Origin of the sequence: Mycobacterium sp., assembly GCF_036488105.1 — a bacterium.
Lineage (GTDB): Bacteria > Actinomycetota > Actinomycetes > Mycobacteriales > Mycobacteriaceae > Mycobacterium.
In genome coordinates, this window is record NZ_DASXHW010000188.1 from 1 (window position 1) to 26421 (window position 26421).

Annotated in this window: 24 protein-coding genes and 1 pseudogene; 11 read left to right on the plus strand and 14 right to left on the minus strand. The window is 65.9% G+C overall.

What is annotated here, in order from left to right; all coding sequences use genetic code 11:
- Both VGH54_RS10080 and coaE read left to right on the plus strand, forming a co-directional pair.
- A partial coding sequence (locus VGH54_RS10080; protein WP_331511815.1) for a S1 RNA-binding domain-containing protein occupies positions 1 to 541 on the plus strand: 541 nt, incomplete at its 5' end.
- A gap of 71 nt (positions 542 to 612) precedes the next feature.
- On the plus strand, positions 613 to 1836 hold the full coding sequence (gene coaE, locus VGH54_RS10085; RefSeq protein WP_331511816.1) for a dephospho-CoA kinase: 1224 nt from the start codon (positions 613 to 615) through the stop codon (positions 1834 to 1836).
- Here coaE and VGH54_RS10090 read toward each other — a convergent pair.
- The 3 genes from VGH54_RS10090 to VGH54_RS10100 form a co-directional block, all read right to left on the minus strand.
- A complete protein-coding gene (locus VGH54_RS10090; RefSeq protein WP_331511817.1) occupies positions 1826 to 2245 on the minus strand; it encodes a hypothetical protein in 420 nt (139 codons plus the stop codon). The genes coaE and VGH54_RS10090 overlap by 11 nt on opposite strands.
- A 73-nt stretch (positions 2246 to 2318) precedes the next feature.
- Positions 2319 to 2810, minus strand: coding sequence for a DNA polymerase ligase N-terminal domain-containing protein (locus VGH54_RS10095; protein WP_331511818.1), 492 nt, complete (start codon positions 2808 to 2810; stop codon positions 2319 to 2321).
- Between the two features lie 58 nt (positions 2811 to 2868).
- Positions 2869 to 3537: a response regulator transcription factor gene (locus VGH54_RS10100; RefSeq protein WP_331511819.1), complete on the minus strand. Its 669-nt coding sequence runs from the start codon at positions 3535 to 3537 to the stop codon at positions 2869 to 2871.
- A 115-nt stretch (positions 3538 to 3652) separates the two neighbouring features.
- On the opposite strand from VGH54_RS10100, the gene VGH54_RS10105 reads away from it, so the two are divergent.
- The 3 genes from VGH54_RS10105 (at position 3653) to VGH54_RS10115 (ending at position 4924) form a co-directional block, all read left to right on the plus strand.
- Positions 3653 to 3808, plus strand: coding sequence for a DUF6131 family protein (locus tag VGH54_RS10105; RefSeq protein WP_331511821.1), 156 nt, complete (start codon positions 3653 to 3655; stop codon positions 3806 to 3808).
- Positions 3809 to 3920: 112 nt separating this feature from the next.
- A complete protein-coding gene (locus tag VGH54_RS10110; RefSeq protein WP_331511822.1) occupies positions 3921 to 4499 on the plus strand; it encodes a hypothetical protein in 579 nt (192 codons plus the stop codon).
- Positions 4500 to 4576: 77 nt separating this feature from the next.
- On the plus strand, positions 4577 to 4924 hold the full coding sequence (locus VGH54_RS10115) for a hypothetical protein (RefSeq protein ID WP_414688684.1): 348 nt from the start codon (positions 4577 to 4579) through the stop codon (positions 4922 to 4924).
- 5 nt (positions 4925 to 4929) lie between these two features.
- Here VGH54_RS10115 and VGH54_RS10120 read toward each other — a convergent pair whose 3' ends face one another.
- Together VGH54_RS10120 and VGH54_RS10125 are read right to left on the minus strand one after the other, a co-directional pair.
- A complete protein-coding gene (locus VGH54_RS10120; protein WP_331511839.1) occupies positions 4930 to 5364 on the minus strand; it encodes a DUF402 domain-containing protein in 435 nt (144 codons plus the stop codon).
- 79 nt (positions 5365 to 5443) lie between these two features.
- Positions 5444 to 8008, minus strand: coding sequence for an ATP-binding cassette domain-containing protein (locus VGH54_RS10125; RefSeq protein WP_331511824.1), 2565 nt, complete (start codon positions 8006 to 8008; stop codon positions 5444 to 5446).
- 384 nt (positions 8009 to 8392) lie between these two features.
- Here VGH54_RS10125 and VGH54_RS10130 point away from each other — a divergent pair, with 384 nt between their 5' ends.
- From VGH54_RS10130 to VGH54_RS10140, 3 genes are read left to right on the plus strand one after another with little or no spacing between them, the layout of a single operon-like run.
- The gene (locus VGH54_RS10130; protein ID WP_414688685.1) at positions 8393 to 10255 is read left to right on the plus strand and encodes a serine/threonine-protein kinase; all 1863 of its coding nucleotides are present in this window, start codon (positions 8393 to 8395) and stop codon (positions 10253 to 10255) included.
- Between the two features lie 34 nt (positions 10256 to 10289).
- Positions 10290 to 12449 (plus strand): excinuclease ABC subunit UvrB, encoded by a 2160-nt coding sequence (uvrB, locus tag VGH54_RS10135; RefSeq protein ID WP_331511826.1) that lies wholly within the window; start codon positions 10290 to 10292, stop codon positions 12447 to 12449.
- Positions 12446 to 13846 carry an MFS transporter gene (locus VGH54_RS10140; RefSeq protein WP_331511827.1) on the plus strand — a complete coding sequence of 467 codons (1401 nt, stop codon included), beginning with the start codon at positions 12446 to 12448 and terminating at the stop codon, positions 13844 to 13846. Before uvrB ends, VGH54_RS10140 begins: the two co-directional genes overlap by 4 nt.
- An 18-nt stretch (positions 13847 to 13864) precedes the next feature.
- On the opposite strand, the gene VGH54_RS10145 is transcribed toward VGH54_RS10140, so the two are convergent.
- Positions 13865 to 14416, minus strand: a complete 552-nt coding sequence (locus VGH54_RS10145; RefSeq protein ID WP_331511829.1) for a hypothetical protein — start codon at positions 14414 to 14416, stop codon at positions 13865 to 13867.
- A gap of 98 nt (positions 14417 to 14514) precedes the next feature.
- Complete coding sequence (locus VGH54_RS10150) at positions 14515 to 16077, minus strand: glycosyltransferase family 39 protein (protein WP_331511830.1); 1563 nt, start codon at positions 16075 to 16077, stop codon at positions 14515 to 14517.
- 322 nt (positions 16078 to 16399) lie between these two features.
- On the opposite strand from VGH54_RS10150, the gene VGH54_RS10155 reads away from it, so the two are divergent.
- Both VGH54_RS10155 and VGH54_RS10160 read left to right on the plus strand, forming a co-directional pair.
- Positions 16400 to 16843 (plus strand): universal stress protein, encoded by a 444-nt coding sequence (locus VGH54_RS10155; protein ID WP_331511831.1) that lies wholly within the window; start codon positions 16400 to 16402, stop codon positions 16841 to 16843.
- Positions 16844 to 16929: 86 nt separating this feature from the next.
- A pseudogene (locus VGH54_RS10160) lies at positions 16930 to 17034 on the plus strand (oxidoreductase); the annotation flags it as partial.
- A 7-nt stretch (positions 17035 to 17041) separates the two neighbouring features.
- Here the strand turns inward: VGH54_RS10160 and VGH54_RS10165 are convergent.
- The 4 genes from VGH54_RS10165 to VGH54_RS10180 all read right to left on the minus strand — a co-directional run bounded on the left by VGH54_RS10165 (position 17042) and on the right by VGH54_RS10180 (position 21109).
- Positions 17042 to 18556, minus strand: a complete 1515-nt coding sequence (locus VGH54_RS10165) for an Hsp70 family protein (RefSeq protein ID WP_331511832.1) — start codon at positions 18554 to 18556, stop codon at positions 17042 to 17044.
- 41 nt (positions 18557 to 18597) lie between these two features.
- Positions 18598 to 19275: an MBL fold metallo-hydrolase gene (locus VGH54_RS10170; protein ID WP_331511833.1), complete on the minus strand. Its 678-nt coding sequence runs from the start codon at positions 19273 to 19275 to the stop codon at positions 18598 to 18600.
- 94 nt (positions 19276 to 19369) lie between these two features.
- Positions 19370 to 19708: a P-II family nitrogen regulator gene (locus VGH54_RS10175; protein ID WP_331511834.1), complete on the minus strand. Its 339-nt coding sequence runs from the start codon at positions 19706 to 19708 to the stop codon at positions 19370 to 19372.
- Between the two features lie 12 nt (positions 19709 to 19720).
- Positions 19721 to 21109 (minus strand): ammonium transporter, encoded by a 1389-nt coding sequence (locus VGH54_RS10180; protein ID WP_331511835.1) that lies wholly within the window; start codon positions 21107 to 21109, stop codon positions 19721 to 19723.
- A gap of 774 nt (positions 21110 to 21883) precedes the next feature.
- On the opposite strand from VGH54_RS10180, the gene uvrA reads away from it, so the two are divergent.
- Entirely contained in the window at positions 21884 to 24799 is a 2916-nt protein-coding gene (gene uvrA / locus VGH54_RS10185) for an excinuclease ABC subunit UvrA (protein WP_331511836.1), read from the plus strand.
- 11 nt (positions 24800 to 24810) lie between these two features.
- Here the strand turns inward: uvrA and VGH54_RS10190 are convergent, their stop codons facing one another.
- From VGH54_RS10190 to VGH54_RS10200, 3 genes are all read right to left on the minus strand, one after another.
- Entirely contained in the window at positions 24811 to 25980 is a 1170-nt protein-coding gene (locus VGH54_RS10190; protein ID WP_331511837.1) for a winged helix DNA-binding domain-containing protein, read from the minus strand.
- Positions 25981 to 25998: 18 nt separating this feature from the next.
- Positions 25999 to 26250 (minus strand): hypothetical protein, encoded by a 252-nt coding sequence (locus VGH54_RS10195; protein WP_331511838.1) that lies wholly within the window; start codon positions 26248 to 26250, stop codon positions 25999 to 26001.
- 18 nt (positions 26251 to 26268) lie between these two features.
- Positions 26269 to 26421, minus strand: a 153-nt coding sequence (locus tag VGH54_RS10200) for a hypothetical protein (RefSeq protein WP_331511841.1), incomplete at its 5' end; no start/stop codon positions are given.

Here is a 26421-nt window from a genome sequence, read left to right on the forward strand (position 1 = left end):
GGTCACCAAGCTGGTGCCGTTCGGTGCGTTCGTCCGCGTCGAAGAGGGCATCGAAGGCCTGGTGCACATCTCCGAGTTGGCTGAGCGCCACGTCGAGGTGCCCGACCAGGTGGTCGCCGTCGGTGACGACGCGATGGTCAAGGTCATCGACATCGACCTGGAGCGTCGCCGCATCTCGCTGAGCCTCAAGCAGGCCAACGAGGACTACACCGAGGACTTCGACCCGGCCAAGTACGGCATGGCCGACAGCTACGACGACCAGGGCAACTACATCTTCCCCGAGGGCTTCGACGCCGAAACCAACGAATGGCTCGAAGGTTTCGACAGTCAGCGCACCGAGTGGGAGGCCCGCTACGCCGAGGCCGAGCGGCGGCACAAGATGCACACCACGCAGATGGAGAAGTTCGCCGCTGCCGAGGCCGAAGAGGCCGCGCGCCCGCAGGCCAACGGCTCGTCGAGCGACGACCAGCCGAGCGGTGGCTCGCTGGCCAGCGACGCACAACTCGCCGCTCTGCGGGAGAAGCTCGCCGGCAACGCCTGACAGTCAGACCCGAAATCCAGCCGGCGTCAGCCGGCGTATTCGGCGCTGCAGCGTCCTGACACACTGGTGCGGTGTTGCGCATTGGCCTGTCCGGCGGTATCGGCGCCGGAAAGTCGACGGTGTCGTCAACATTCAGCGATCTGGGCGCAATCGTCGTAGACGGCGATGTGATTTCCCGTGAAGTCGTCGAGCCGGGCACCGAGGGGCTGGCCAAGCTGGTCGATGCGTTCGGCGAGCAGATCCTGTCCGACGACGGCTCACTCAACCGGCCTGCGTTGGCCGCGATCGCCTTCAGCGACGACGAGAAGCGCCAGACGCTGAACGGCATCGTGCATCCTCTGGTGGCCGAACGCCGTTCAGAGTTGATCGCTGCGGCCGCGCAGGACGCCGTGATCGTCGAGGACATCCCGCTTCTGGTGGAGTCCGGGATGGCGCCGATGTTCCCGTTGGTGGTGATCGTCAACGCTGACGAAGACCTCCGGGTGAAACGGTTGATCGAGCACCGAGGCTTTTCCGAGCAGGACGCCCGGGCCAGGATCGCGGCGCAGGCCACCGAGGAGCAGCGTCGTGCGGTCGCCGATGTGTGGCTCGACAACTCCGGCAGCACAGGGGAGTTGGTCGAACAGGCGCGCGCGCTGTGGCACCAGCGGATCCTGCCGTTCGCGCACAATCTTGATGGCGGTGAGCCGGCCCGCGCACGCCCGGTTCTGGTACCGCACGACCCGTCCTGGCCAGATCAGGCGCGCCGGATCGCGGCACGACTGAACACGTCCTGTGGGCACCGCGCCGTTCGCATCGACCACATCGGGTCGACGGCAGTGCCGGGGATGGACGCCAAGGACGTCATTGACGTACAGATCACGGTCGCCTCGTTGGACGCGGCCGACGAGCTGGCCGAGGCTTTGACGAGCGCGGGCTACGTGCGCATGCCGGTCACCGCCGACGTGTGCCAGCCGGACGCCCGCAGCACCGTCGCGGAGTTCGATCGCACCACCGGTGAATCCTTGTGGCACAAGCGACTTCACTGCTCGGCCGATCCCGGTCGGCCGACGAACGTCCACGTCCGCGTCGACGGCTGGCCCAATCAGCAGTTCGCGCTGCTGTTCGTCGACTGGCTTGCCGCCAATCCCGATGCGCAGGAACGATATCTGGCCGTCAAGCGCGACGCCGAGCGTGCCGGTGCGCACGACGACCACATTGCGGACTATGTCGCCGCGAAGGAGCCATGGTTTTCCGAAGCCTATCGCCAGGCGTGGGATTGGGCCGACGCCACCGGTTGGCGGCCTACGGATTAGGCAACGGTGCGCCGCACGGCAGGACCCCGTTCATCGGATCGGTGCTACCGGGGGCCGGATGCACCACCTGATCCACTCGTACGGCGACGTTGTCGTCCACATCGATTTCGCAGTGCACGTTGGCCGAATACGGCCACCGGACCGCTACCTGCATGCCCGCTCGATGCGGATCGGCCAGCACCGTGTTGGCCTGAAATGCGTTGCCCGGCACGGTGCTCAGCGGGGCGGTGTTGGTCTGATTGTCGTTGGTGACGAAGGTGGCCTGGCTGCCGGGGGCCACACCGTCGACGCGCGCGATATAGGTGATGTTGTGCAACTCGGCCCGCGCGACCGCGAGTGTTAGCTGCGAGCCCGCGGCGACCGCCACCACTGCGGCAATCGCCATCAATCTATGCCTGGTGAAGCTCATGACCGCACAGGCTACGCTGCGGCATCGGTGCGGGCACCCGGTTGCCGGCCGCGCGCACAGCGGTACGCCGCGGCTATTCGAATGGGTCGGGCGGAACGTGGTCCTCGCGGCGCTTGATCAGCAGCCAGGTCTCCTCCTCGCCCTCGCGGACTCGGGTCAGCGCGTAGCCGCCGTGCAATTTCTCGCCGTTCAGGTGAATGGAGAGGTGGCCGCGGCGAAGGCAGGTGGTCATCTCATGATCGGTCTCGTTGGCGTAGGTGCCCTCGTCCCAGACGGTGACATTTTCGGCACCGTCGGGGATGGTGCCCTCGAACTCCGCGTCGTCATTCGGGTGGTCCTTGGTGCGACGGGCCAGCCGCCGGTCCTGCGGGTTGACCGAGGTGCCGCGAGGGATCGCCCACGACACCAGGACGCCGTCGATCTCCAGCCGAAGGTCGTAGTGGTCGCTGCGCGCCGCGTGATGCTGGATCACGAATTGTGGCCCGCTCTTGCCCCATCTGCGGCGTCGCGACTGCTCAGGACTTCGCCCAGACCGCCACTGTCGCCGATAATCGCCTAAACCCATTGTGGGTACTTACCCGCACGCCCTCGGCTGGGAAACTCCCGATTGGCTGTGACCGCCGCTAAGTTCCGACGCGCCAGTGCTCGATGCGGTGGTGGTCGGGCGTGAAGCCGTGCTTGACACCCCATAAGACGGCCTGGGTGCGACTGCTCACGCAGAGCTTGCGATAAATGGTGCGGATGTACGACTTCACTGTGTTCGGGCTCAGGTAGGTCAGCCGTGCGACGTCGGCGTTGCTCATGCCCTGGGTGATCAACGCCAAAATCTCTGCCTCGCGTTCGCTGAGCCCTTCGCCGCGTCCGGGCCAGTCCAGTCCGGGCGCGCTGCGTGCGCGCGTCGCCACATCGCTGACAACCACCTGGCCGGAGTGCACGGCCTCCAAGGCCGCCACCAGCTCTCGCGCGGGCAGCGTCTTTGACAGATACCCCTCGGCACCATGTTGCCGTGCGCTTTGGACAAGATCAGGGTGAAAGTTCCAGGTGTACACCACAACTCGATGCGCACGTGGGTTGGCGACGAGATGCCTGATCTCTTCGTGATCGGACTCGGGTTGGGCGAATGAGTCGTACAAGACGATGTCGACCTCGTCTTTGACAGACACGCTGGAATCGAGTTCCGCGACGACGATGTGGTCGCGATACGGCTCCAACATGTTGGCCACACCCTTGACGACCACGTCGTAGTCGTCGACCAGCGCGACGGTGATCGGCGCGCGAGGTGGGTGTGGCATCCCGGGGACATTACCCCCTTAGGGGTGTAGTTGTACCCCCGCAGGAGTGGTCGACTTGTTGCAGGCCGGCCGACCCGAACATCGGTCACCCATCATCTGAGGAAAGGGCTCAATCATGATCATTCTCGGCATCGTCCTGCTGATCGCGGGATTTCTGCTGAAGATCTCCATCCTGTGGACGCTGGGGATTGTCGCGCTCGTCGTCGGCGCGATCCTGGCCATCTTGGGCGCCACCGGACGCGCAATCGGCGGCCGACGCCACTATTTCTGAGCGTCCGACGTTCAAAGCCAGCCGGGCGCAGCGACGTATGCCGTACGTCACAAATTCACGTTTGCCCGGTCGCCGAACGGGCTATTAAACGTATGTCAGAAAGGAGTCTGCGATGCCCATCTGGGAATGGATCTTGATCGCAGCCGTCGCTGTCGTTGTGGTTGTCGCCGCGGCAGTCGTGATCAGCATGATCAGCTTCCGCACGAAAACGAAGCGGCTCAAAGAGCACTACGGCACCGAGTACGAGCGGGTGGTAGACGAGACCGGTAGCGATAAGGGTGCCGTGCGCGAACTCACCACCCGCGAGCGCAAGCGGGACAAGCTCGACATCGTCCCGCTGACCCCCGCGGCCCTGTCGAATTTCACTGTCGGCTGGCAAGAGGTGCAAGCCGGCTTCGTGGACGATCCGACAAGTGCGGTATGCGCCGCGGATCGTTTGGTAACCGAGGTGATGCGCGAACGAGGTTATCCCGTGGATGATTTCGACCGCAGGGCTGCGGACATCTCCGTAGACCACCCGGAGATTGTCGACAACTACCGCGCCGCGCACGGCATCGCCACGTCGGAGCAGGACGATGTCAGCACCGAGCAGCAGCGCGACGCGTTTGTGCATTACCGGGCGCTGTTCGAGAAGTTGCTCGAAACCGCACAAGGCGAAGACGCGGATAAGTCACAGCAGGCAAGCGCATGACCACGCACGAAGAACGAGCAGTCCCCGATGAGGCCGCGGTGCCTGTCCCAGAGGAGTCGCGTGTCGAAGGCGAGAGGATGGCTACGCCCGAGCCGGCGCCCGTTGCCGATGACATCGAGGCGGAGCCGCCCAGGGGGGACCACGAATCGTCAACCGCGGAAATGCTTTTCGCCGGCGACGATGTGGCGGAGCTGCGTGCGCGGTGGGCCGGCGTTCAGGCCGCCTTCGTAGACAATCCCAAGGAGTGCGTCCAAAAGGCAGACCACCTGGTTTCCGATCTGGTCGAGCACCTCACGACCGGATTCGCCGAGGCACGGTCCCGGTTGGAAGAACAGTGGTCGCAAGGCCAGGAGGCCTCCACTGAGGATCTGCGGGTGGCTCTAATGCATTACCGCGAATTCTTCGACCGCTTGCTCGCCGTCTGACCTAGTCAGCGCCATTCGAGCTGCATGCCGTCGCCGGCCAGCCAGGTATTGAGGTCGTAGTTGTTGCGAGCCAGGCCGTCCACGGCATGCATTGCTCGCCGTACGGCCAGCTCGCCGACCTCGGGCGTCAGCAATCCGTGCCGAACCGCCTCCAGCAGCTCGTCGACGTCGGTCACAGCCACCCCGACGCCGGGGCGAACTTCGAGATCGAGGTAATGGTCTTCTGAGCTCCAAAGGTCCTGGCCGGGCGTGTATTCGCCGACGTCGAGGTAGTAGTCGTAGTCGCGTTCGTGGCCGGGGTTGAAGTGGAAGACCGTGGCCCGCAACCCCAGTGATGGCAGCAGCCAGGATTCGAGGTAGTGGAACTGCGCGCGGCCAGGCGTGGGGCGGGCCAGGTAGAGGCCCCACGGCCGCACGGCGTAGTCATCCACGGCCCGCACGGTGCCCTTGGGATCGGTGTTGGTGCGGCCGCGCAGGTCGAATGTCTCGTGCTTGGGGGCGTGAATGGCATACCTCGTATCAGCGGCGAAGCCGGATCTTCCAGCGGACAAAGCAGGCAAAGAACACCGTCAACCCGGCGAGCATGCCCATGTCGAGCAGCCAGAAATGCCGGGTGTGCTGCCAGAACTGATCCTGGGGGAGCAGCGTGGGCGGCACCAGATGCCGGGCGTCGACAGTCGACGACGCGGCCGCATACCCCCAGCGCGCGGGCATCAACCACGACAACTGGTCCAGACCAAGTCGGCCGGTCACCGGAACCATCCCACCGCACAGCACTAGCTGGGCCATCACCGCGACCACGAACAACGGCATGATCTGCTCACTGGACCGGACCAGCGACGAGATGGCCAGGCCCAGGACGGCCGAGGCGACGCAGGTCGCGGCGACGGTGCTGAACAGCTCGACGGTGGCCGCCACCGTCGAATGGCCCAGCAGCACCGCCCCCTGGCTCGGCGCGCCCTTGCCGCCCATCACGATCGCGGTCACGATCGCCGCCTGCAGAATGGCGAACCCGCAGAACACCAGCGTCTTGGCCAGCAAGTACGCGGTGGTCGACAAGCCGACCGCCTGCTCGCGCTGGAAAATCGCACGCTCGCCGACCAGGTCGCGAATCGTCAGCGCGATGCCCATGAACGCAGCGGCCGGCAGCAGCAGGGCCAGGATCTGCGCAGACTCGTCGGGCGTCCCGGTGTGCGGGCCCGCGGGGTGGAATCCGGTGCTACCGGGCACGGTGAGCGACAGCGCGCCCAGGATGAAAGGCAGCAGCGCCAAGAAGACGAAATACGCCCGATCGGCGACCACGAGGCGGACCTGTCGGCGTGCGATCGTCCAGATCTGTCGTGGAACGCTGGTGTGTACCGGCTCGCCCAGGTCGGCCGGCTGGTCCGATTTGGAAGGCGGCTGCGGCTCTTGGCGTTCCCGGAACCGGCGGTTGGCCTCGTCGGGGTCGGCACCGACCTGGCTGAAGATCTTGGCCCAGTTGGTGGTGCCCATCACCTCGCCGATGCCGTCCGGCGGTCCGCAGTACGCCGTCTTCCCGCCCGGCGCTACCAGCAGCACCTGGTCGCAGACGTCGAGATAAGACAGCGAGTGCGTCACGACCAGCACCACCCGGCCGGCGTCGGCCAGTTGGCGCAGCATCGTCATGACCTGCAGGTCCAGCGCCGGGTCCAGGCCTGAGGTGGGTTCGTCGAGCATCAGCAGTGATGGCCCGGTGAGCAGCTCGAGTGCCACCGAGGCCCGTTTGCGCTGCCCGCCGGAGAGCTTGTCGACGCGAGTGTTGGCGTGCTTGGTCAGGTCGAGTTCCTCGAGCACCTGCGAGACGACCTTGGTCCGGTCGGCTTTGCTGGTGTCGGGTGGCAGGCGTAGTTCGGCCGCATAGCTCAGCGCCTGGTTCACCGTCAGCTGCCGATGGACGACGTCGTCCTGCGGGACCATGCCGATCCTGCTGCGCAGCGAGGCGTACTCAGCGTGAATGTCGTGGCCCTCGAACGTGACTGACCCTGAGCTGGGTGTGGTGTAACCGGCGATCAGCCGGGCCAGCGTGCTCTTCCCGGCGCCCGATCCGCCGATCACCGCAGTGAGCGTTCCGGGACGCGCGGTCAGCGAGATGTCGCTCAGTAGCTGTTTGCCGTTCTCGACGACGTATTGGACGTTACGCACCTCAAGGCCGCCGGTGCGCGTCGCCGCTTCGGTCTCGCTGCGACGGACCAGCAGGCCCCCGCTGACCACCAGGTCGATGTTGCCGACGGTGACGACGTCGCCCTCGCTCAGGATCGCCGACCCGACCCGGGTGCCGTTGACGAAGGTGCCGTTGACGCTGGTGTCGCGGATCTCGGTGCCCAGCGGCGTCAGGATCAGCGTTGCGTGATATCTCGAGGCCAGCACGTCGGGAACCACGATGTCGTTGTCGGAGGCGCGCCCGATCGTCACCGAGCCGGCTGATTTGACGGCCGGCGCCGCCCTCGGCGACAGCATTTTGACGAATCGGGTCGCGAAATTCGACGCATCAGGAGCCCGGTTGTCGAGCTTGGTGACCTCGGTGGGCGGCACGTCGTGCTGCGGGTGCACGGACCGGGCGTTGACCACGGTCGTGTCCTCCCGCGGCGGCCCTGCGGGCGGGCGGCCGGTCTGCACGTTGGTCGGATACTCCGACGGGGCGCTTCGCCGCGGCCCGGCAGGAGGTGCGACGGAAACCGACGGCGTCGACCACGACATGGTCGACTGCGCGGCGGGCGGGGCCGCACTTACCGGCGGCCGGCCCCCGTTGTCGCGTCGTGGTCCGACTTCGAAGGTCAGCCGCGGTCCGCCGGCGTTGCCGACGTTGATGCTCTGCCCGTCATGGATGTCGGTCACCGGAGTGCGGTAGCCGTTGACGAAAGTCCCGTTCACCGAACCGTTGTCGATGGCTACCCACTTGCCCTGGTCGAAACGCAGAATCAGGTGCGCGCGCGAGATCCGCGGATCGGCGATCCGTACGTCAGCGCGCAAATCACGACCGATGACGACGTCGTGACCCGGCGCGAAGGTGCTTTCTGAGCCGTTGTGCCAGATGGTCAGAAGGGGCGGGGGTGGTCGACTCACGACTCCAGTATCGACTCCCGACGGCACGGCTTCCATGGGGCGCACTGTGATTCACCTATGTGTCGCCGCAAGCTGCGACGCAACTCCGATTCACAGCTGTTTCATAAGCGGCACAACAGGGGTGCACCGCATCTGGCGGCACGATTGCGAAGGATAGGCAGGCCGTTGCGCACTCGGCCGCGCGTGACGAGATGTCGAAAACGTCCTCACCGCAACAAATTTAAAAGTGTGGTCCGGTGGGGGTGACCGGCAGCGTGGGATCGCACGCACAGCGAGAGAAGTGAGGGGGTAAGTGTGCCTAGGGATGAGGCGACCAGAGTTACGCAGCGCTGGGACGCCCAATCAGGGCCGCCCGCGCCCGCTGAGCCGCCACGCTCCCGGAGTCTGCCCGAGCGCGGCTACCGATCAGGCCCGAGCGGTGCGGCAGGCAGCGCGATCGCCACGCCGACGTCTTTCGCCGGCTACACCATCCTGCGGCCACTGGGGTCCGGCGGGATGGCCGACGTCTATCTGGCCAAGCATCCTCGCTTGCCGCGCCGTGACGCGCTGAAGGTCTTGAGCGAAGGGACGACGGCCGACCAGGAATTCCGCGAACGATTCAACCGCGAAGCCGATTTGGCCGCCACGCTGTGGCATCCGCACATCGTTGCGGTGCACGACCGCGGCGAGTTCGACGGACACCTGTGGATTGCGATGGACTACGTCGAGGGCACCGACGCCGCCCGGCTCATGCGGGACCGCTTTCGTTCCGGCATGGCCGACGACGACGTCTGTGCGATCGTCACCGCGGTCGCCAGCGCGCTCGACTACGCCCATGCCCGTGGGCTGTTGCACCGCGACGTCAAGCCCGCCAACATCCTGCTGACCCATCCCGACGAGGAAGACCGCCGAATCCTATTGGCGGACTTCGGCGTTGCCCGCCAACTCGCCGACATCAGCGGAATCACCGAGACCAACGTCGCGGTGGGCACCGTTGCCTACGCTGCCCCCGAGCAACTCGTCGGGTCGAACATCGACGGCCGCGCCGACCAGTACGCGCTGGCCGCCTCGGCATTCCACCTGCTCACCGGTGCGCCGCCCTACCGAAACTCCAATCCCGTCGCGGTGATCGGGCAGCACCTGCATGCAGCGCCGCCCCGGCTCAGCGACTACCGCCCCGACCTGGCCGACCTCGACGAGGTGTTCTTCAAAGCACTCGCGAAGGACCCGTCGGACCGGTTCGACCGGTGCCGCCAGTTCGCCGCGGCGTTCAGCGAACGCGTCTCCTGCCACCCAGCCGGCGATCGCGACTCCACGCCGAAGACCCGCCGCTTCTGGAAGGCCGCGCGTCGATCTTCCCTGAAGGCCGGCATTGCACTGGCGATGATCGTCACGACCGTCCTCGCGCTGACCGTGACGTGGGCGATCTCGTTTTTCTCCTGGGACGACCAGCCGCAAGCCAATCCCGCGTCGCCGCCGCGGGTGAGCAGGGCGTCGTCCTCGGGGTCGGCCCTCGCGGCGCCGCCGCTGAACGGCAGTTACCGGCTGGACTACGACCGCGCGAAGCAGACGTCCAACGGCGTCATCCGTACCAACGGCGGAGTCACGAGCTGGTGGGCGTTTTCCTCCGCGTGCACCGCGACCGGGTGCGCCGCCACCGGCAGCAAGCTGGACGACGCGAGTCATCAGACGGCCAAGACCAGCGGCACCGGCAACGCCGGCGTCCTGCACTTCGTCGGCGGCCACTGGCAAGCCGAGCCCCGCCAGGTGCAGGTGCAGTGCCGCACCTCCCGCGGCGGACCGATGTCCACCCAGTCGGAGACCGTGGTCTGGACGTTGACGCCGGAACCGGATGGCACCCTGCGCGGCGTGCAGACCCAAACCGTGCGGAGCAACGAGTGCGGCTCGCAGGGGGCCACGCTGCGCATCCCGGTTGTGGCGTCCCGGGCCGGCGATGTTCCGCCGGACGTGACGATGGCCGATCCCACGCAGGCGGCGAACACCACTGCGACCCCCGTCGGAACCGCAACGCCCGCGGTGCTGGGTGGGCCATGCACCGACATCGACAAGGTCGCCTTCGACTCCACGGCCAACCAGCAGGTCGTCTGCGAGGGCACCACCTGGGACAAGGCTCCGCCGACCACTGGCGTGCACCCGGTCGGCACCTCGTGCGATGACACGCCGGTGTTCACGATGTCGAAGTCCGACGACGGGCACCTGATCGAGTGCGACCCGGGCACCCGGGTGTGGAGCAGCCAACACAGCTGACCTTCTGTCGGTGCTGCGCTCTACCCTGGTGAGCATGGCGTTTGCTACCGAACACCCCGTGGTTGCGCACTCCGAATATCGGCCGGTCGAGGCGATGGTGCGCGCGGGCGGCCACTTCGAGGTGGTCAGCCCCTACGCGCCGGCCGGCGACCAGCCGACCGCCATCGACGAGTTGGAGCGCCGGATCCAGGCGGGGGAGCGCGACATCGTGCTGCTGGGTGCCACCGGTACCGGAAAGTCGGCCACCACGGCGTGGCTCATCGAGCGGCTGCAGCGGCCGACTTTGGTGATGGCGCCTAACAAGACGCTGGCCGCGCAGCTGGCCAATGAGCTGCGAGAGATGCTGCCGCACAACGCCGTTGAGTACTTCGTGTCGTACTACGATTACTACCAGCCCGAGGCGTATATCGCGCAGACCGACACCTACATCGAAAAAGACAGCTCGATCAACGACGACGTGGAGCGGCTGCGGCACTCGGCCACGTCGTCGCTGCTGTCGCGCCGTGACGTGGTCGTGGTGGCGTCGGTGTCCTGCATCTACGGCCTGGGCACACCGCAGTCCTACCTGGACCGCTCGGTTGAGCTGAGGGTGGGCACCGAGGTCCCGCGTGACGCACTGCTGCGGCTGCTGGTCGACGTGCAGTACACCCGCAACGACATGTCCTTCACTCGCGGCTCGTTCCGGGTCCGCGGCGACACCGTCGAGATCATTCCGTCGTACGAGGAATTGGCGGTGCGCATCGAGTATTTCGGCGACGAAATCGAGGCGCTCTATTACATGCACCCGCTCACCGGCGAAGTGATCCGCAAGGTCGACTCGCTTCGTGTCTTCCCCGCGACTCACTACGTTGCCGGACCGGAGCGAATGGCCCACGCCATCTCCACCATCGAGCAGGAACTCGAGGAGCGCCTCGCCGAACTGGAGGGCCAGGGCAAGCTGCTGGAGGCCCAACGGCTGCGGATGCGGACCAACTATGACATCGAGATGATGCGTCAGGTCGGGTTCTGCTCCGGCATCGAGAACTACTCGCGGCACATCGACGCTCGCGGGCCGGGCTCGCCACCCGCGACCCTGCTGGACTACTTCCCCGACGACTTCCTGATGGTCATCGACGAGTCGCACGTCACGGTGCCGCAGATCGGCGGCATGTACGAGGGCGACATGTCGCGCAAGCGCAACCTGGTCGAATACGGGTTCCGGCTTCCCTCGGCGTGCGACAACCGGCCGCTGACCTGGGAGGAGTTCGCGGACCGGATCGGGCAGACGGTCTACCTCTCGGCGACGCCGGGTCCTTACGAGCTGAGCCAGGCCGCGGGGGAGTTCGTCGAGCAGGTGATCCGCCCGACCGGGCTGGTCGACCCGAAGGTCGTGGTGAAGCCGACCAAGGGCCAGATCGACGACCTGATCGGCGAGATCCGAAAGCGCGCCGAGGCCGACGAGCGGATCCTGGTGACGACGCTGACCAAGAAGATGGCTGAGGATCTCACCGACTATCTGCTGGAGCTGGGGATCCGGGTCCGCTACCTGCACTCCGAGGTCGACACGCTAAGACGGGTCGAACTGCTGCGCCAGCTGCGGCTGGGTGACTACGACGTGTTGATTGGCATCAACCTGCTGCGGGAGGGTCTCGACCTGCCGGAGGTGTCGCTGGTCGCGATCCTGGACGCCGACAAGGAAGGTTTCCTGCGCTCATCGCGCAGCCTGATCCAGACCATCGGCCGCGCGGCCCGCAACGTGTCCGGCGAAGTGCACATGTACGCCGACAAGATCACCGACTCGATGAGAGAGGCGATCGACGAGACCGACCGTCGGCGGGCCAAGCAGATCGCCTACAACGAGGCCAACGGCATCGACCCGCAGCCGCTGCGCAAGAAGATCGCCGACATACTCGATCAGGTCTACCGCGAGGCAGACGACACCGAGGCTGTGGAGATCGGCGGATCGGGGCGCAACGCGTCGCGCGGGCGACGTGCTCAGGGTGCGCCCGGCCGGGCCATCAGTGCCGGGGTGTTCGAAGGGCGCGACACGGCCAGCATGCCGCGGGCCGAATTGGCCGATCTGATCAAAGATCTCACCGAGCAGATGATGACCGCGGCCCGCGACCTCCAGTTCGAGTTGGCCGCTCGGTTCCGTGATGAAATCGCCGACCTCAAGAAAGAGTTGCGCGGGATGGACGCCGCCGGTCTGAAGTGAGCGCACCCCAAGGCCAGGCAGCTGCCGACGGCTGGCGGACGCTGCTGGGTCCCCGATTCCTGGGCACCTCAATACTTCTCGCCGGCGGGGTGGCGCTGTATGCGACCAACGAGTTCCTCACGGTCAGTTTGCTGCCGAGCGCGATCGCCGACATCGGCGGCGAACGGCTGTATGCCTGGGTGACCACCCTGTACCTGGTGGGGTCGGTTGTCGCGGCGACGACCGTCAACGCGTTGTTGCTGCGCATCGGGCCACGGGTGGCATTTCTGTTGGGACTGATCGTGTTTGGGATTGGCAGCGTGGTGTGCGCGCTGGCTCCCGGCATGGAGGTCTTGCTGGTGGGTCGCACCCTGCAGGGCACCGCCGGGGGATTGTTGGCCGGTCTGGGATACGCGCTGATCAATACCGCTCTGCCGCGCTCGCTGTGGACTAGAGCCTCGGCGCTGGTGTCGGCGATGTGGGGTGTGGCGACAGTGACGGGCCCGACCGCCGGCGGCCTCTTCGCGCAATTCGGCCTGTGGCGCTGGGCGTTCGGCGTCATGGCGGTTCTCGCGATGGCGATGGTCGTGCTGGTCCCGCGGGTGCTACCGGCTCACCTCGATTCGGGTGAGGCTCCGCCAGCGTTGAAAGTGCCGGTGTGGTCGATCGTGCTACTGGGCAGTGCCGCGTTGACGATCAGCGTCGCCCAGGTCCCGACGAACGTCGGGCTGACCGCAGCGTTGCTCGCGATCAGCCTGCTTCTGGTCGGTGCGTTCATCGTCGTCGATCGACGCATGGCAGTAAAAGTGTTACCGCCCAGCGTTTTTGGAACCGGACCGTTGAAATGGATCTACCTGGCCCTGGGGGTGCTGATGGCCTCGGCGATGGTCGACATGTACGTACCGCTGTTCGGGCAACGCCTCGCGCATCTGGTCCCGGTCGCGGCCGGGTTTCTGGGCGCCGCGTTGGCGATCGGCTGGGCGGTCAGCGAGATCCTCAGCGCGTCGCTGAGCGGCAGGAAAGTCATCGACCGGGTGGTCGTGTTCGCGCCGCTTGCCATCGCGGTGGGTCTGGCTGTGGCCGCGGCCACGCAGGCTGACAATGCGCCGGCGGGCCTGGTCGTCACGTGGGCGCTGGCGCTGACGATTACCGGAATCGGCATCGGCGCGGCCTGGCCGCATCTGTCGGCCTGGTCGATGCAGTGCATCGACGACGAGGCCGAAGGTCCCGCGGCGGCCGCGGCCATCAACACGATTGAGGTCATCGCCGGTGCATTCGGCGCCGGGCTGGCCGGTGTCGTGGTCAACACCGCCCACGGCAGCATGGTCATCGCCGCGCGGGCGCTGTTCGCCGTCTTCGCCGCAGTGGGCTTACTGGGCGCATGGGCAGCACACCGGGCCACCGAACGGGTGGATTAAGGCGCCCAAGCGCCGAGATCACATGGGCGTCAAACCGAACAGGCTGAGCAAGTTGTCGGCAGCAGAGTCGAGGGCCGGTTCAATGCCAAACGGCGTGAACAGGGTGTCAAGGTCCAAGGCGAAGGCGCCAAGGCCGTCGGTAGCAGCGTGGGGGTCGAAAGCCTGGGCCAGGTCGTAGTAAGCGTCGAGGTCGGTGGTGGGGAGGATGATGCCGCTGGCGTCAGCGACCGGGTCTAGCTGGGCCGAAAGCGTCGGGTTTAGCGCGTCAAGAAGGGACCCGCCGGGAAGCCCGAGATCGGTGAACGCGTCGGCGTCCGATGGGTCGCCCGTCGCGGGGAGACCCATGTCAACGAGCGGGTCTAGCTCGGCGGAAATCGTGGGGCTCGTGGTATCGAGAAGCGTTCCGCCAGGTAGCCCGATGTCTTCGAACGCGTCGGCGTCGGTAATGGCGAAGGCGGTGCCCGTCGACAGGAACGCGGCGGCCAGGGCGCCGCCGAAAATGGCACCTACCCCTGCAGCTCGGCGACGCATTTGCCAGTGACGCTGGTCGGTGCGGGATTGGGCGCTCATGAGTACTCCTCATCGTGCGTGTCGTGCGCACAGCAAAGCTTAAGCCCGGCGTTGCCGGGCGTGGACCAATTTCGAAGATGACGGTTCGCGGGACGCCATCAGCGCGTCGACTTGATGACCTGCGTCCGGTGGAATTGCCACCGCTCGACGATGTGGAACCCGACATTTTTCGCAGTCACGTATGCGGGCGCGGTCGCTAGCACCCGTCCAGGCGGCAGCGCCGTCCCGCTTTGATGGTTCGGAAGCTTGGTGTCGTGGGCGGAAATCGTCCACAGCGTGGTGCATTGATACAGCCGGCCTACCACCAGCCAGACGGCCACGTGACCGTCCCACAGCGTTTCGCGTTTGGGCGCGGGGACGCCGCGACCGACGTCGACCAGCGGCCGGTAGGCGGCGGGACGCGCGCCGAGCAGCGCCCGAACCGGCCCGGGCAGCCAGCCGACCGTGTTGTCGACCAGCAGGCAGTCCCCCGGAGCCGCCTGCGCGCTGATCAGGTCGGCGACGTCGCTGTAATCCCAGCTCTCTTTGGCGTACCGCTGTCGTTGCGAGAGAAGATAATTCGGGAATGCCGCCACGGCGAGCACGATCAGGATCGCGGCGATCCATCGTGGCCTGCGCGCGATCCCGACAATGCAGACGGCCAGCGCGACCGCCATCGCCGGGGTGGTGAAGAACAGATATCGCGGGTAATACAACGGATCACTGATCGCCGAATAGATCAGGCTGATGGCAGTGGGCACCACCATCCAGGCCGCGCAGATGATCAGCACCCGGCGGGTGTCGCCCAGCGAGCGCCACTGACCCCTCATCCGAATCGTCAGCGCGGCAACGAAAATGAGCCCAGCCAGGATCGCGAATGGAACGCTGTTGTCGAAATATTGGTGCAGCACGACGTCGAGCACGTTGTGCCAATTCAACGGATATATCCAGGCGACCTGGAAACTCTGGGTATGGGCCAACAACAGCAACGGCGTCGATGCGGCCATCGCCAGCGCTGACGTGATCACCCACCAACGCAACACCGACTTATCGCGCCGCAGCACCGGCGTGACGGCGGCGTAGATCGGCACGAGCAACACCAGATAGAGGTTGAGCAATATCGCGAGCATCAGCGCGAGCGTGTAGAACACCCACAGCCGTCGTCGGTGTCGGCGTACGGCGGTAACCAGCAGAACGGTCAGCCACACCGCCGCGGCCGCCGTCAACGCATACGAGCGTGCTTCGGCGGCGGCCCACGTCACGCGAGGCAGGATGGCGAACACCACGCCCGCACACACCGCGGTGGTCCTCGGCAGGAACCGTCTCGCGAAGACCACGACGCCGGCTGCGGCGATCCCGACGGCCAGGCAACCGGGCACCCGCGACCAGAACTCGGTCAGCGGGAAGACGCTGAACCAGCCGTGCATCAGGAGGTAGAACAAACCGTGCACGGCGTCGATGTGGCCCAGCATCCGCCACAGTTCCGGTATGGAACGGCCGGCGGAGGCGGAAATCGTGGCGCTCTCGTCGAACCACAGCGACGGCCGGGCCGCACCGGCGGCGCCGATCACAGCGGCCAGCACCGCGATCGCGAGCGGGTCAATAAACCTGCTGCGCCGGCGCGGACGCGACGCGCTTGGGGTGACCGCCGTCCTGGGTTCGGCGACTGCTGTGGCAACCATGATGGGTGTCACTTTAGGGCCACTGTGGTGAACCTGCTTACCCGTCCTTCCTGATCACATACCACTTTTGCCGGTGTGGCCGAATCGGGCGACTCGGTCGTGTGGGACCCATATCGACGAAAATGCATGCACAACAATGAATTTCATTGATCGCGGTTGCTAATGGGACGCGTAGCAGACGCAAGTGGCTCCTCAGAGTGTGCGCGCCACAGCGGTAGCCGTTGATTGCCAGCCAGATCGCCGTGTCTCAAAGTCGACCATCTGGCTACGGCGAGGCGTTACTGTCTGGGGTTGGCGTAGCAACCGACACCTGGGAGGGTAAATGAGCGCCTATCGGACCGTGGTGGTAGGAACCGACGGCTCGGACTCGTCGCTGCGCGCGGTAGAGAAGGCGGGCAGCATTGCCGGGGCTAACGCAAAGCTGATCGTGGCGACGGCGTACTTGCCCCAGAACGAGGATGCACGGGCCGCCGACGCCCTGAAAGACGAGAGTTACAAGGTGTCGGGCAGTGCCCCGATCTATGCGATCCTGCGCGAGGCCAAGCAGCGGGCCGAATCTGCGGGAGCCACGAACGTCGAAGAACGGTCGATCGTCGGCGCGCCCGTCGACGCGCTGGTCGGACTCGCCGAAGAGGTCGGCGCCGACCTGCTCGTCGTCGGCAATGTCGGCCTGAGCACGATTGCGGGCCGGCTGCTGGGATCGGTGCCGGCCAACGTCTCGCGCCGGGCCAAGGTCGATGTGCTGATCGTCCACACCACCACGTAAGCCGGCCTGAATCTGGTGCTGGTTGCCCGCACAGCAGCCGCATTGGAGCAGACGGCCGACCAGTGCCGCGGGAACGGCGTGGAGGTTCCGGCGAGGGCTGCCGCTATCTCACCGGCAACACGTTGTTCGTCGACGGCGGCAGCCACATCAATGGGGTGGCCTGGGCGCCCGATCTCGACGGCGCGAGCTGATCGACGGCTACACGCTGGCGAGGTCGTGGCGCTTCAGCCGAAACGTGCGGCTGAGTCGGTCCGGACGCGTGGTCAGGGTGACCTCGACGGCTCCACCGGACGTGACGACGTAGCGCTCCTCGACATCGGGGCCCTCATCGCAGCGGCTGACCGGCCGCCGCGGCAGGTCCAGGTCGTCGCTGAGGTCCGGATCGAACGGGAAGAACACCGGGGCATAGGGCGTCACGTCGCCGTCCGGACGGCCGTCGCGCAGCCGGCTGCACTCGACGAAGCGGAAATGTCCGATGTTGTGCGCCGCGCGGTAGGTCCGCGTGACGACGAAGGGGGGCTGTCCGGCGGTGGGCAGCGCGGCCCCTTTGGGCACGATCGGGTCGAAGCAGACGTCCTCGCCTGCGCACGCCTCGCGGAACACCCCGAAATGGCGCGAAAGACGTTCGGAGAGAGCGAATCCGGCCTCCCGGTCGAGGAAGGCCGCCAGGCCGATGGCCGTCGCGGCGAACGGGTGCAATGAGCGTTTGACCCGTTTCTCGTCGAAGGCCGAGCGCAGCGCCCGCGCGACGAGCGGGAAGCTTCCGGCGCCGCCGACCACGTAGATGCCTGCGATCTCGGACCAGTCGACGTCGCCGCCGGTGCGGTCGTGCAGCACACCCGGGAGAGCGGCAATCGTCTTGTCCACCAACGGAGCACACGCCGTATAGACGTCCTCGATCGGACAGGAGAACGGCGGCTTGCCCACGGAGGTGAGATCGACCAGGAATCGCCGGGTGTTCGGGCCGACGGCTTCTTTGCGGACCGAGCACTCCTCGAGCAACTGATCGCGGGTGCCCGACGGCAATGAACGCAGTCCGGCGCCGTTGCGAACCAGTTTGAGGATGGCCTCGTCGAAGTCGTCGCCGCCGAGGCGCTGGATGCCCTCGCTGACGACCACCTCGTTCAGCCGCCCGGTCATCTTCAACAGCGACGCGTCGAACGTGCCGCCACCGAGGTCGTAGATCAGGACGTATTCCCGCTTGGCGGTGATCGTCGAGTGATACCGGTGGGCGTACTCGAAGCCCGCCGCCGACGGCTCGTTCAGCAGGGCGACCACATCGAAGCCGGCCTGCGCGAACGCGTCCAGGGTCAGGAAGCGTTGTGCGCTGGAGGCATTGGCCGGCACGCTGATCGCGGCCTCGACCCGCACTCCCGGGGAGAGCTCGGCGTTCGAACGGTGCTGCAGGTCGCATCTCAGCTGGCTCAGAAAGCCCGCGAACAGCTCGGTCAGCAGGTAACGGCGTCCCGCCAGCTCCACTGTCGTCGTCGGCCCGGCGTCGTTGAGCAGCCGCTTGAACGACCGCAGCACAGACCAGTCCGGGTGGTGCCGGACCGCGGCGGCGTCCGGGCCGTAGCGCAGCTCGCCGCCTTCGTTGGCGGCAATGATCGACGGCCACGCGTCGGCCCCGTCGAACGACACCACCGGATAGTTGCCTCGATCGACGACCGCGACAACGGTGTGCGTTGTGCCGAAGTCGATCCCCAGCCTCATCGGCTAAGCGTAGGTGCTGCAGCGCGTTTCGTGCCCGCTATTCACCAACCCCGCTCGCGCCACGTCGCGAGGCTGGGACGCTCAGCGCCCAGTGTGGTGTCGTCGCCGTGACCGGGGTAGACGACGGTGGTGTCGTCGTAGACATCGAACACCCGGGAGGTGACGTCATCGAGCAGCTGGTCGAAATCGCCGGGCTGCCACGTCTTGCCGACGCCGCCGGGAAACAGGCAATCGCCGGTGAACAGCTGGGTGACTCCGCCGGTGGCAGGGCCGTTGAGCGCCAGTGCGACGGATCCCGGGGTGTGTCCGCGGAGGTGGATGACGTCGAACGTCAGGTCACCGATCTGGACGGTGTCGCCGCCGGCCAGCAACCGGTCCGGCTTGACCGGCAACGGCTCGGCGTCGATCTCGTGGGCGGCGGTGGGTGCGCCGGTGGCTTGCGCGACGGCTTCCAGTGCCTGCCAGTGGTCGAAGTGCTGGTGGCTGGTGACGATCAGCGACACGTTCGGGGCCTGGGTTCGCACCAGCTCGACAAGATCGTCCGCGTCGTTGGCGGCGTCGATCAGCAGGGTCTGGCCGGTCGCGGAACAGGTCACCAGGTAGGCGTTGTTATCCATGGGGCCCACCGACGCTTTGACGATCGTGGCGCCCGGCAACGTCCGGCGGGCCGCGGTACCCGGATCGACGTGGCCGGTGTAGTCGTCAGTCAGGGTGGTCATACCGGTCAACGGTACTGGCCGAGGGTTGGTCGCCCTACGGGGTTAACGCCGGGCTAGTCGATGCGAGTCGAACTAGGGTGTGCTGATTGTGGCGTCAAAGGGCATCCGAACCGCGTTCGCCGGTTCGCACCCGGATCAGCGACTCGATAGGCGTCACCCAGACCTTGCCGTCGCCGATCTTGCCGGTGCGTGCGGCGCCGATGATGGCCGCGACCACGACGTCTACGTGTTCGTCATCCACGACGACCTCGACGCGTGCCTTCGGAACGAACTCGACCTCGTACTCGGCACCCCGGTATACCTCGGTGTGCCCCTTCTGGCGCCCGTAGCCCCGGACTTCGGAGTAGGTCAAACCGTGCACGCCGGCGTTGTCTACCGCGGCGCGGATGTCCGTGATCGTAAACGGCTGGACGACTGCCGTAATCAGCTTCATGTCATCAGGCTTTCAGTGCGTGTGGCCGCCCCTGACGAGGGTCTCGTCGGGGTAGGCCTCCTCCAAGTGCACGCCGATGTCACCCTGTTCCAAGACTTCATCGGGTGCACGCAGTTTCATGAACAAGCCAAGAACCTTCAGGATGGCGAACGTAACGAAGGCGTCCCAGGCGATGATGGTGAGCGCCGCGCAGAATTGGACCAGGATTTGCGCCGGATGGTGGCCCCATAGCCAGCCCGCGTTGGTGACGTCTTTGACGTCTTTGCCGTTGCCGAGGTACATGACGATGTGCGGGTCTGCCAGCACCCCGACCAGCAGGCCACCGGCCAAGCCCGCCACACCATGGGTGTGCACGACGCCGAGACTGTCATCGACCTTCGTGAACAGTCGGGTGCGGCCCAACCAGTTCCAGGACATCCACACCAGCGAGCTGGCCACGACTCCGATGATGATGGCGCCGAAGCTGTTGACAAAGCCGGCGGCGGGGGTGATGGCCACCAGCCCCGAGATCATGCCGTTAATGCCACCCAACAGGGTGGGTTTACGCTCGCGGCTCGCGACGACGTCCCAGACTATCCAGGTCAGCAGCGCCACCGCGGTGGCCAGGTTAGTGTTCAGAACGGCCAATGAGGCGTTGGTGCCAGCGAAGTACGGGTCACCGCCGTTGAACCCGTTCCAGCCCAGCCACAGGATGCCCGCCCCAACCGCGGCGATCGGCAAGTTGTTGGGTACGGCGCGTTCGCGGTCGCGGGCCAGTCGGGGCCCGATCACCGCGGCTGCGACAAACCCGCTGGTGCCGGCGGCCAGGTGAATCACGTACCCGCCGGAATAGTCCAGCGTTCCAGTGCTAAAGAGGCTGCTGACGCCGGTGTGCGGCTGGGCCCAAAAGCCTCCACCCCACACCAGGAAGGCGTTGACCGAGTAAGCGAACGTCGACCATAGCGGAACGAAGATCAGCCACACCTTGAAGTTGATGCGGCCCACCACACTGCCCAAGAACAGCAGCGGGGTGATCGCCGCGAATACGAACTGGAAGTAAGCCAGCGTCGTTTCGGAGAATCGGAATTTCGGCATCGCTCCGTCGAGCAGCGGGATGACCGCCTGATGCTGGTTGTCGGCGCCCAAGATGCTGCGCGGCTTGCCCACCGCGGACCCTAGGATGCCAGGGCCGAGCTTTTGAGGCTCCCCGAATCCCATCTTGAAGCCCCACAGCACCCACACCACCAAGACCAACGAAAACCCGGTGAACGCCATCAACATCGTGTTGACCGCCCACTTCTTTTGGACGAGGCCGCCGTACAGCACCGCAATACCCGGAATGCTCATCAGGCCGACCAGAGTCGCCGCCACCAACTGCCACGCATTGTCTCCGGGGCTGAGCCAATCGGGATAAGGGTTCATCGCGGTCCACCCTTCGGTCGCTGTCGCGGTGCCATACGTAGAGTGGGCAGTTTTTCGCGCCGTTGGGTTTCGGTCAGATGATTGAGTGTTAATTCTAGATTTCTGCAGGGGCAACCCGTCGGGCTAATTCGCCCGGGTGGCCGCTATGGCAGAAACCCCACGATTCGACACTGAGCCTGAACTGCTTCCGAGTGGGCGTCGTGCTGGGCGGAGACAGCGTGACACCAGTCGCGTGCTTCTGCACCACATGCATGCTCGACTGCGCCGCCCATCGAACTTGCGATCGTGACATTTACGCAGCTGTCGCCGGATCGGCCATAACCTGACGAGTGGCCCGTCATCGCCCACGCCGCCACCCCCACCGCGATCAAAGCAACGAAAATCAGGGCGGCTACCAACATGGCACGGCGTTCGCCAGGCGTCAGCGGGTCGGTAGGTGGGGTCTTGCCTTGGTTGACCGTCGGCGGCTCCTTCGTCCGGCGGACTCGATCGATCAACAATAGAGGCGCTGTCGCTAGCGCGGCGCGCTCGCAACGTCGTAGATCGGCGCCAAGGGTGACATGGTGACCATCTAGCAAGTCCGTTCCTGTCGAGATGTTCTGTGGGGCAGGAAGGCAGCCAAACTACCGGACGAGGTGCTCCAGCCGGGCCACGTGAGCACAGCGGAAACGTGTTGACTGTCTGTCAGAGGGGACACCTAGCATGGACACGGTAGTGTCCGGCCGATTGCGGCGCCGATACCGGCGTTGGAAGCGGCCCGCGGAAAGGGATTGCGTGGCTGACCGCCTGATCGTGAGGGGTGCTCGCGAGCACAATCTGCGCAGCGTCGATCTTGATTTGCCGCGCGACGCGTTGATCGTCTTCACCGGCCTGTCCGGTTCGGGGAAGTCTTCGCTGGCGTTCGACACGATCTTCGCCGAAGGCCAGCGGCGCTACGTCGAATCGCTGTCGGCGTACGCCCGCCAGTTCCTCGGGCAGATGGACAAGCCCGACGTCGACTTCATCGAAGGATTGTCGCCGGCGGTGTCCATCGACCAGAAGTCGACCAACCGCAACCCCCGCTCAACGGTCGGGACCATCACCGAGGTGTACGACTACCTGCGGCTGCTCTACGCGCGGGCTGGCACGCCACACTGTCCGGTCTGCGGTGAGCGGATCGCCCGCCAGACCCCGCAGCAGATCGTCGACCAGGTGCTGGTGATGCCCGAAGGCACCCGATTCCAGGTGCTCGCCCCGGTGGTCCGCACCCGCAAGGGCGAATTCGCCGACCTGTTCGAGAAGCTCAACGCGCAGGGCTACAGCCGGGTTCGGGTCGACGGCGTGGTGCATTCGCTGACCGATCCGCCCAAGTTGAAGAAGCAGGAGAAGCACGACATCGAGGTCGTGGTCGATCGCCTGACCGTCAAGGCCAACGCCAAGCAGCGGCTCACCGATTCGGTCGAGACCGCGCTGAGCCTGGCCGACGGCATCGTGGTACTGGAGTTCGTCGATCACGACCACGACGCCCACAACCGCGAACAGCGATTCTCCGAGAAGCTGGCCTGCCCCAATGGGCACGCCTTGGCCGTCGACGACCTGGAGCCGCGGTCGTTCTCGTTCAACTCGCCGTACGGCGCCTGCCCCGAATGCGCCGGCCTGGGTATCCGCAAGGAGGTCGATCCCGAGCTGGTGGTGCCCGACCCGGACCGCACACTGGCCGAGGGCGCGGTGGCGCCGTGGTCGATGGGCCACACGGCGGAGTACTTCACCCGGATGCTGGCCAGCCTCGGTGAAGCGATGGGCTTCGACGTCGACACACCATGGCGCAAGCTACCGGCCAAGGCGCGCAAGGCAATTCTGGAGGGCTGCGACGAGCAGGTGCACGTCCGCTACCGCAACCGCTACGGCCGCACCCGCTCCTACTACGCCGACTTCGAGGGTGTGCTGGCCTTCTTGGAGCGCAAGCTGGATCAGACCGAATCCGAGCTGATGAAGGAGCGCTACGAAGGGTTCATGCGGGACGTGCCGTGCCCGGTGTGTGAGGGCACGCGGCTCAAGCCGGAAATCCTGGCCGTCACCTTGGCCGCGGGGGAGCAGGGCGCCAAGTCGATCGCCGAGGTGTGCGAGCTGTCCATCTCGGATTGCGCCGACTTCCTCAACGGGCTCACGCTGGGCCCACGCGAACAAGCCATCGCCGGCCAGGTGCTCAAGGAAATCCAGTCGAGGCTCGGCTTCCTGCTCGACGTGGGGCTGGACTACTTGTCGCTGTCCCGGGCTGCGGCCACGCTGTCCGGCGGTGAGGCGCAGCGCATCCGGCTGGCCACCCAGATCGGCTCCGGGCTGGTCGGCGTGCTGTATGTGCTCGACGAGCCATCCATCGGGCTGCATCAGCGCGACAACCGCCGGCTCATCGAAACCCTCACCCGTTTAAGGGATTTGGGCAACACCCTGATTGTCGTCGAGCACGACCAGGACACCATCGCACACGCCGACTGGATTGTCGACATCGGTCCGGGCGCCGGCGAGCACGGTGGTCACATCGTGCACAGCGGCACCTACGCCGAACTGCTGGCGAACAAGGAGTCGATCACCGGGGCCTATCTGTCAGGCAAGGAAAGCATTGCCGCCCCGACGATTCGGCGTCCGGTGGACAATCGACGTCGGCTCACGGTCGTCGGCGCCAACGAGCACAACTTGCGCGGGATCGACGTGGCGTTCCCGCTCGGTGTGCTCACCGCCGTGACCGGGGTATCCGGCTCCGGCAAGTCGACCCTGGTCAACGACATCCTGGCCTCGGTGCTGGCCAACCGGCTCAACGGCGCCCGGCAGGTTCCGGGCCGGCACACCCGCATCACCGGGCTGGACAACGTCGACAAGCTGGTGCGTGTCGACCAGTCGCCGATCGGCCGAACACCGCGATCCAACCCGGCCACCTACACCGGCGTCTTCGACAAGATCCGCACCTTGTTCGCGGCGACCACCGAGGCCAAAGTCCGTGGCTATCAACCGGGCCGGTTCTCGTTCAACGTCAAGGGCGGTCGCTGCGAGGCGTGCACGGGCGACGGAACCATCAAGATCGAGATGAACTTCCTGCCCGATGTGTATGTGCCCTGCGAGGTCTGCCAGGGCGCCCGCTACAACCGGGAAACCTTGGAGGTGCACTACAAGGGCAAGACCATCTCCGAGGTGCTGGACATGTCGATCGAGGAGGCGGCGGAGTTCTTCCAGCCGATCACTGGAATCCACCGCTATCTGCAGACGCTCGTCGATGTCGGCCTCGGATACGTCCGTCTCGGCCAACCCGCGCCCACGCTGTCCGGCGGTGAGGCGCAGCGGGTGAAGCTGGCATCGGAGTTGCAGAAGCGCTCCACCGGACGCACGGTGTACATCCTCGACGAGCCCACCACCGGATTGCATTTCGAAGACATCCGAAAGTTGCTCGATGTCATCAACGGCCTTGTCGACAAGGGCAATTCGGTGATCGTCATCGAACACAACCTGGATGTGATCAAGACATCGGACTGGATCATCGACATGGGGCCCGAGGGCGGTGCCGGCGGCGGAACCATCGTCGCCGAGGGCACACCGGAAGATGTGATGGCGGTGCCCGAAAGCTACACCGGCAAGTTCCTCGCGGAGGCACTCGGCGCCGCCAAGCCATCGGCCGGCACCCCGCGGCGATCGACCAAGCGCCGCAAGGTCAGCGCCTAAGCCTGTGGGATTCACGTTCCGCCGTCGATGCTGACTGACTTCGACAACGGCGACGGAAATCGCGGTTTGATGCGGACGCCGTCGAGCCAGGACGTGAGCTCGGCAGCGCGCCGTTTCAACGCTCGCCGCCCGTCGCGGCCGGGGTCCTCAAGGAATTGCAGGTGGACGCGTGCCTCGTGATCCTGATACCAACCGCCCACCACGCGTCCGCTCCACCAGGCGGTGGGCCCGGCGTTGCCGTTGCGGTCGAAAACCTGAGCCCGGTGGTCGCCGAGGTACCAACCGCGGTCGAACCAACCCATTGTGGTCACATCGAGGGCCGGGAGTAGTGCGGCCAATGGGGCGACCTCTGGTTCGATATTTAGGTCGTCGGGCAGCGCATAGCCCGGGCCGGAATCCAACTCAACCTCGACCGCGCCGATATCCGCCAAGGCCTTTCGCGTCGCTGTCAAGGTGGTGCCGAACCACCATTTGATGTCGGCGGCGGTGGCGGGCCCGAATGTATGCAGCCACCGGCGCGTCAACTGTTCGAAGGCGCCGTCCGGCGCCGTGTGCTGACCCAGCCAATCGGTGGTCCGTACCCACCGTGGACGCGATGTGGTCCAGCTTCCGTCGTTGGGTCCGCGCACAATTTCGCCGCGTGCGGAGAGCACCGTCAGCACCCGTGGGGCGACCGGAATCGTCCCGCCCCAGGGCTTTCCGGGCGCGGGGTCATACATTCCGGCAATTTCAGGGAGCGCGGAACGCAGCTCAGTGCTCGACACCGGCCCGTGCCGGTCCAAATGGCCCAGCACGGCCGAACAGGCTGTCTCCAACCACTGTTCGCCGTCGGCTGCGACCCCCGCCTTGTGTAGGTCGGCGACAAGTCGGCGATGTTCGTTGGCGGCAACCCGGTCGCTGGCCGCGGACTGAATGATCGGCAGGTCATCGGTACTGAACACCCACAGCGTCCGTCGCATGGCTAAATGCCTTACTAAGGAGCGGTTGTGGTACAGCTCGTTGTCCAGGTCGGCAACGCCGAAATCCGGGCACCGCGCCCACAACGAAAGATAGGGCGTGGCGGGATCGGTGGCATGCAGCCCCACCAGCGCGGCGGTGGCGTGGGTAACTGTATCGGCGAGCGACAGAAACTGCCTGTTTACCAGCCTTTTTCGTCGCTCATCGGCAGTGAATCTGCGCACGGTGCCGTTGTCGCCGGCTCAGTGGCTGTCGTCGCGCATTGATTCGCGGATTTGGGCTAGCCGGTCGGCGGCCGCACGCTGTCGGGCCTCGTACTGGTCCTCGACGTCGCGGCCCTCGGGCGTTTCGGCACCCAATTCGGCTGAACCGATGGATGTTTCGTAGCGGCTCTCGATCTTCTCGCGGACCGAATCGAACGTCGGCACCCCAGAGGTGCTGTAGCCCGGGTCGATATCGGGCTGGCCGGCGGGGGTTTCCGGTTCTTCGGGCACGATGCCACGCTACCCGCGTTAGCGGCCGATCGGCTCGGCGTGCGGAGCCGGAGCCGAGGCGGGCGGCCAAGTGGCCGGTGCCGGAATCCTCGGCACCCCGGGAGTGTCCAGCCGACCGGCCAGCCAGGGCAATGCTGCGGCGAAAGCGTTGCTCGCAAACGGCCAGTCGTG